This is a genomic window from Syntrophorhabdaceae bacterium (genome assembly GCA_028698615.1).
Lineage (GTDB): Bacteria > Desulfobacterota > Syntrophorhabdia > Syntrophorhabdales > Syntrophorhabdaceae > Delta-02.
This window is the reverse complement of sequence record JAQVWF010000008.1, coordinates 81152-88483: the sequence shown is the minus strand read 5'-3', so window position 1 is coordinate 88483 and position 7332 is coordinate 81152. Positions and strand designations below refer to the sequence as shown.

Genomic DNA, 7332 nt, shown 5'->3' with positions numbered 1-7332 from the left:
TAGACATGCGGGATACATCGAGCGACGCAAAAAAGAAAAAGATAGCGCGGCGTCTGAAAGTGGTGGATGCTTTTAAGGTCTCGGGTGTGAGACCGGAATGGATGATACTCGATATCGTCCCCGTACTGCCCCCGGAACTCAGGCCCCTCGTGCCCCTCGATGGCGGGCGTTTCGCCACGAGCGATCTCAACGATTTGTACAGGCGCGTGATCAACAGGAACAACCGCCTCAAAAGGCTCATGGAACTCAATGCTCCGGAGATCATTATAAGGAACGAGAAACGGATGCTCCAGGAAGCGGTGGACGCCCTCTTCGACAACTCGAAACGGGGCAGGGTCGTCACCGGCGCAAGCAAGCGCCCCCTGAAATCATTGAGCGACATGCTCCGCGGCAAACAGGGAAGGTTCCGTCAGAACCTTCTTGGCAAGCGTGTCGACTACTCGGGCCGTTCCGTCATCGTCGTCGGTCCCGAACTGAGACTCCACCAGTGCGGACTCCCGAAATATATGGCGTTGGAGCTTTTCAAACCCTTCGTTTATAACCGCCTTATCGGGAAAGGCTACGCAACGACGATCAAGAACGCAAAGAAGATCGTCGAAAAGGAAAGACCCGAGGTCTGGGACGTTCTGGAAGAGGTGATCACGGAACATCCCGTTCTCCTCAACAGGGCCCCCACGCTCCATCGTCTCGGTATACAGGCCTTCGAACCGCAGCTCATCGACGGCAAGGCCATTCAGCTCCATCCCCTCGTCTGCCCGGCCTACAACGCCGATTTCGACGGGGACCAGATGGCTGTCCATGTGCCGCTTTCCACGGAGGCACAGACCGAGGCGAGGGTGCTCATGATGTCTACAAACAACATCCTTTCCCCGGCGAACGGCAAGCCTATCATCGTGCCCACGCAGGACATCGTCCTCGGCCTCTACTATCTGACGATCGACCGCAAGTGTCGCAGGGGCGAGGGGAAGATCTTCGCCGATTCGGAAGAGGTCCGCGTTGCCTATGATTCCGGAGAGATCGATCTCCACGCAAAGGTTACGGTGCGTCTCGGTGATGAAAGGGTGGATACCACACCAGGAAGGATAATTCTCCGGGATGTCGTGCAGGATGCCCTCATGGAGCTGGAGCAGCCGAAGAGGGACAAGGTCCTCAAGGACATGTTTTCGAGCATCAATACGATAATGGACAAGAAGACCATTGCGGCACTTGTCGACAAATGTTACCGTGACGCCGGAGAGAAATGCACGGTTATTCTCTCCGACAGATTGAAGGACCTTGGTTATTTCTATGCTACGCTGGGCGGCATATCGATCTCCATCGATGATATGAAGATTCCCAAGAAGAAGAAAGGGCTTATCGACAAAGCGGAAGATTCGGTTCTGACTGTTCAGAACCAGTACCAGGAAGGTCTCATAACGGACGGTGAACGGTACAACCAGGTGATTGATATCTGGGCAAACGTTACGGAAGATATAGCAAAGGCTTTGATGGATGAGCTGGGTTCCGATGTCGTGCTCGACATGACAGGGAAACCCGTCATTGGGCCGAACGGCAAGCCGGAGCACCAGAACAGTCTCAACCCCATCTTCATGATGGCTCATTCCGGTGCAAGAGGCAACGCACAGCAGATAAGACAGCTTGCCGGGATGAGGGGGCTCATGGCGAAGCCTTCCGGTGAGATCATTGAAACGCCCATCACCAGCAACTTCCGTGAGGGACTCGACGTCCTTCAGTACTTTATTTCCACCCACGGCGCGCGAAAGGGTCTTGCCGATACGGCCTTGAAGACGGCCAATTCCGGTTACCTTACGAGAAGGCTTGTCGACGTCGCCCAGGATGTGGTTGTGTCCGAGCACGACTGCGGGACCTTCGACTACATCGAGATTGGGTCCCTTATCGAGGGAGGCGAGGTCATCGAGCGCCTCGACGCACGTATCCTCGGCAGGGTTTCTTTTGAAGACATGAAAGATCCCGACGGGGCTGTTATCGTTCGCAAGAACGAAGAGATAACCGAGCACCATCTCAAGCTTATTGAGGAAGGTGGATTCGAAAAAGTGAAGATACGTTCCGTGCTTACCTGCCGGTCGAGAAGGGGTGTCTGTGTGCTCTGCTACGGTCGTGACCTGGCTCGCGGGCGCCTGGTGAGCATCGGTGAGGCCGTGGGCATCATCGCGGCGCAGTCGATAGGCGAGCCGGGTACCCAGCTTACCATGCGGACGTTCCATATCGGCGGTGCCGCATCGAGACGGGTCGAGCAGTCAACTCTCGAGACAAGAAACGACGGTATCGTCAAATTCATAAATGTGAGGGCTATTCTGAACCGCGAAGGCGTACCTGTGGTAATGAACCGCAATGGCGAGATTGCCATCCTGGACGATGCGGGAAGGGAAAGAGAGCGCTACTCCATAATCTACGGAGCAAAGCTAAGGATCAGTGACGGACAGGCCGTGGTAGAAGGTGAAACCCTGGCTGAATGGGATCCTTACACCATTCCCATACTTTCCGAAGAGACGGGCAGGATCAAATATGGCGACATATTTGAGGGCGACACCATGCAGGAGAGCAAGGACGAGGTGACGGGCCTTTCCTACAAGGTCATCATCGAGCCCAAGAACCCCGAGCTTCGTCCCAGGATCTCTATCAAGGATGAGAAGGGCAGGACAAAGATGATCCCCGGATCGACCAGCCCCGCCCGCTACATACTCCCCATAGGCGCACACATCGTTGTCAATGAAGGCGACGAGATCTTTGCCGGCGACGTTATCTCGAAGATGCCGCGGGAAACTACAAAAACGAAGGACATCACCGGTGGTCTGCCACGCGTCGCCGAGCTTTTCGAGGCCCGCAAGCCCAAAGAGAACGCAATCGTTACCGAGATCAACGGTGTTGTCACATTCGGGAAGATGGCCAAGGGCAAGAGAGAGATCGTCGTGACGCCCGAGTCGGTGCACGGTGAACCTCGAAAATATACGATACCCCGCGGCAAGCACGTCATCGTCCACGAGGGCGACTACGTGAAAGCGGGCGAAGCCCTTATGGATGGCCCTGTCAATCCTCACGATGTGTTGAGGATACTCGGCCTCAAGGACCTTGCGCGATATCTCGTCGATGAGATCCAGGAGGTCTATCAGCTTCAGGGCGTCAAGATAAACGACAAGCACATCGAGACGATCGTGCGGCAGATGCTCAAGAGGGTAAAAATACGGGATATAGGCGATACGAATTTTATAATCGACGATTACGTGGAGTGGTGGGTCTTTGATGAGGAGAACAGGCGCGTCCTGGCAGAAGGCGGAAAACCCGCACAGGCTGAACCGCTCTTCCTCGGCATCACCAAGGCATCACTTATAACGGATAGTTTTATCTCCGCGGCAAGCTTCCAGGACACCACGAAGGTGTTGACGCAGGCGTCGATCGAGGGCAGAGTCGACTACCTGAGAGGCTTGAAAGAGAATGTTATCATGGGAAGGATCATCCCGGCTGGAACGGGTTATCCGAAATACCGGAATTACGATATGAACGTTCTGGATAAGCCGGAAGAACTTCCTGTTGAGGAAGTCCTTCCGGAGATTGTGAATTAGGGGTTGCGAAGCTTCCTTTCCGCTATTACAGCTTCTTCGCTTTTCGGATAAAGCTCTATCACTCTTTTCAAGAGAGTGGTAGAGCTTTTTTTATCGTTTGTCAGCCGGAAGGCCTCCGCCTGTGACAGAAGGGCCCTTGGCGCTTTTTCGCTCTTGGGATGCTTGTCGATGACCTCCTGGAAATAGAGTATCGCCTTGTCGTAGTTCTTCAGGTTCATGTAGCATTCGCCGATCCAGTAGAAGGCATTGGAAGCGAGGGGCGTGCCGCTGTACATTTCAGTGAAGGCCATAAATTTGACCACGGCATTGTCGTACTGCCCGCGCTGAAAGGTTTCAAATGCTTCCTTGTAGGCCTCCTCGTACCGCGCATCCGTCCTGGGGGTGGGGGTCTTTGCGGGCTGCTTCGGATCTTGTGTGGATATCGGGGGGAGTTGTTCGGGGCTGCGTCTCGCAGCCGTCATGCCCTTTGTTTCCGCCCAGTAGGTCTTTATCTGGTAGTCAAGCTCGTCGAGCTTACCCATGATAGTGCGTATCTTATCATCACGGCTGTCCACTGAGGAGTACATGTTGACGACCTGTTTGCCCAGGTTCTGCTGTTCTTTTTCGATCCTGGAAAGCCGCGCCTCCGTGTCCTGTCTGAACTGATAAAAATCTCCCTGCAGGTTGCTCATGCTTCCCTGCAGTTTGCCGGCTTCTTCCGTCGTTACGCACCCTCCCAGACAGAAAACAAAGAGGATCGGCAATAGCGCCAGGAGACCTTTGGGAAAGGCCGAAAAGGAGAAAGGTGCCTTGCCGCCAATAAAGAATCTGTGATCCATTGCTCACCCCTTCTGGTCAATTTTAAAATGGGCCCGCCTGTTCTTCGACCAGGCTTCCTCGGTCCTGCCTGATTCAACGGGGATCTCTTTCCCGTAGGAGATGGTCCGGATCCGGCCGCCATCTATGCCGAGCTTAAGAAGATAGTCTTTCACGGCCTCCGCCCTTTTCTGCCCCAGGGCAAGATTATACTCAACGGTGCCCCTTTCGTCACAATGGCCTTCAACAACGAGCCTCACGCTCCGGTCCTGTTTCATGAAGGAGCCTACCCCTTCTATCTTGGGTAATTCCGAACTGTTGACGGCGTAGCTGTCGAAATCGAAGAGGACATCCTTTAGTATCCCGGCGAGACGTTCCTGTTCTCTCAGGAGCCGGTCACGCTCAGCCTTTGCCAGTTCTTCTTCGCTGATACCTGTCCTGTCCTTATCCGATAATGACCTGTCCCCTGTTGTGGCTGTGGCGGGGGGCGTGGTCTGAACTGCCTTCGGCGCGCACCCCACGGCGACGAAGATCAAAGCCACCAGTAGAACTGCAATCTTTTTCATAAATCCTCCCCGTTTTGTATTTCACTTCCTTTTATCTCTTATCGCCCCGCTATGGTGCAAATTTCGGCTGTTCTTCGGCGAAATCGGTGAAGCGCAGAGTTCTCTTGTTGTCGCCGTTGAAGAGCATGACATTGACCTTATTTACGCCTCCTTTTAAAGAAGTGTAGATGATATAGCGGCCGCAGGGTGAGAACTGCGGCGAATCATTCACAGTGCCATCATTGGTGAGTACCCTCTGGTTCGAGCCGTCGGGATTCATTGTACACACTTCGAAGCCACCCGATACCTTTGCGACGAATGCGACGAGATCACCCTTCGGCGAGAAGGAGGGGGCACTGTTGTAATTGCCGTAATAAGTAAGCCTTTTGGCCTCTCCCGCCGGGAGCGCCTTTGAGAATATCTGGGGTGTTCCGAACATGTCGGATACGAAGATGAGCCTCGAGCCGTCGGGTGAGACGGTCGGGGAGGTAAGGATGCCATCGCGCTGGAGAAGGACCTTCTTACTGCGGGTCCCCACGTCGTAGGTATAGATGGTCGAGGTCCTGCCCGACGTGTGGGAATAAACGAGCGTTGAGTTATTGAGCCAGGCCGTGCCGATCTTCATGCCTTCCGAACGGTCGACGAATATCTGGTTCTTTTTGTCGAAATCGGAGATGTAGAGATTAGGCCTGCCCTCACGGTACGATGTGTAGGCGAGATATTTTCCGTTAGGGGACAGGGACGGCGAAAGCGTGATACTTCTGTAATTGGTGAGACGCGTCACGTTCTGCCCGTCGAAATCGGATAGATAGACCTCTTTCAGGTTTCTGCGGCCTGCGGTAAAGAGGATACGGGAGCTCATGATGCCCTTTTCTCCGGTGACGGCAAATATGATGTCGTCCGCAAGCCGGTGGGTCACGCGCCTCCATTCGCTCTCCTTTGCCCGGTAGCGTTTCGCCAGCATCATCGAGCCATCCAGGGTGTCATAGACAAAGGCCTCGAGGGTCAGGTCTCCGTCCTTGACCTGGAGCCGTGCCTTGCAGACAAGATCGATCCCGATGGAACGCCAGGAAGCGAACTTGACCTCCTGCTTTTCCACGCCCTCGTCCAAAAGTTCCTTGTCGATGAGCGTGGCCGGCGCCGTGATGAAGAACCCGGAAAGGTCGAGGTCCCTGTTCAGGAGCCCGCTCATCTCCGAAGAAGGTCCGGCCGCCTTCTCTCCTTTGAAATACGGTACGCCGATGGTGATCTTTTTAAAGGTTGTGCCGTAGACATCCAGGTAAACCTTTGCCTGCGAAGCAGGTGCTATGAGCAGCATGACTGCAAAAGCAGACATGACGGCCATGATACTATACTTTTTCATTTTTTCTCCATCTGTCAATTATTTCCATAAGAACCTTCACCTGGGGAAGGATCGTCTTTCCTTTTCGGGTGATCGTAAAGAAGGATCTCCTGATTTCAGGCAGACCTTGAACGGTGATCTCTTTGAGGGCTCCCGTCGCCATTTCACCGGCCACGGCAATTCTCGAGACGTAGGCCATTCCCATGCCGTTCATAACAGCATGCTTGATGGCCTCGTTGTCGGAGAGTTCGGCGATGATGCTGAGACCTCTCTTGCGGAAATCCCTGATTTTCGCCAGCGATGTTTCCAGGGTGTTGCGCGTGCCCGAGCCCCGTTCTCTCGAGATGATCGGGCACTCCGCAAGCTGTGCAACCGTCAGGGTGTCGGGAAAGTCAGGCGGAGCGATGAAGATTATGGTATCGTCGACGAGCTTCCTGAATTCGATCTTGGCTGTTTCGCTCTTTGCGCCGACCATTCCGATGTCAAGCAGGCCGTTCTCCATCTTTTCGATAATGTCCTTTGTATCCGATACGACAAGCTCTAAATTGATGCCGGCATAGCGTTTCTTGAAGGCGCTCAGAAGCCGGGGCATGATATAGATACCGGGGATGGTGCTTGCCCCGAGGGTCATTTTTCCCTTCTTGAGACCCCTGAAGGAAGCTATGGCCTCGATGGTGTCCCTTTTCAGGCTGACCATGTCGAGGGCATATTGAAGGAGGATCTCACCGGCCTTTGTCAGTGTCACCGTGCGCTTTGTCCGGTCTATGAGTCTCACCTCGAAAAAACGCTCGAGGTCGACGATCTGTTTGCTCACCGTGGGCTGGGTTATGCAGAGTTCATCCGCTGCCCTGGTAAAACTCCTGAGTTCGGCGATCTTGAGGAAAGTCTCGATATGCCTTAATTCCATTCATAAAACCTTAAGACAGATACACCGGCAAATGCAATAAAAATGTTCCCCTTGCCGCTCAAAGCATTGACCCGGTGAAGGAAGGTTTCTCGAGATGGAAATCCCATATTGTTTTAGGTGTCATGGCCCCGATGCAATGTTCCCGGGTATTCCAAAAAAAAG

5 protein-coding genes are annotated in these 7332 nt (G+C 53.9%); 1 reads left to right on the top strand and 4 read right to left on the bottom strand.

Translation table 11 applies throughout. From position 1 onward, the window contains the following. Positions 1-3581 (top strand): DNA-directed RNA polymerase subunit beta' (gene rpoC / locus PHC90_05055; protein MDD3845712.1); only part of this gene is annotated, 3581 nt, incomplete at its 5' end. Here rpoC and ybgF read toward each other — a convergent pair. Genes ybgF through PHC90_05035 form a run of 4 tightly spaced genes read right to left on the bottom strand, consistent with a single transcriptional unit; the run spans position 3578 to position 7170 of the window. Continuing rightward, positions 3578-4399 carry a tol-pal system protein YbgF gene (gene ybgF / locus PHC90_05050; protein MDD3845711.1) on the bottom strand — a complete coding sequence of 274 codons (822 nt, stop codon included), beginning with the start codon at positions 4397-4399 and terminating at the stop codon, positions 3578-3580. The genes rpoC and ybgF overlap by 4 nt on opposite strands. Before the next feature lie 3 nt (positions 4400-4402). Then, complete coding sequence (locus PHC90_05045) at positions 4403-4942, bottom strand: OmpA family protein (protein MDD3845710.1); 540 nt, start codon at positions 4940-4942, stop codon at positions 4403-4405. Between the two features lie 49 nt (positions 4943-4991). Further along, a complete protein-coding gene (locus PHC90_05040) occupies positions 4992-6284 on the bottom strand; it encodes a hypothetical protein (protein ID MDD3845709.1) in 1293 nt (430 codons plus the stop codon). After that, positions 6271-7170 (bottom strand): selenium metabolism-associated LysR family transcriptional regulator, encoded by a 900-nt coding sequence (locus PHC90_05035; GenBank protein ID MDD3845708.1) that lies wholly within the window; start codon positions 7168-7170, stop codon positions 6271-6273. Before PHC90_05035 ends, PHC90_05040 begins: the two co-directional genes overlap by 14 nt. Positions 7171-7332 lie beyond the last annotated feature (162 nt).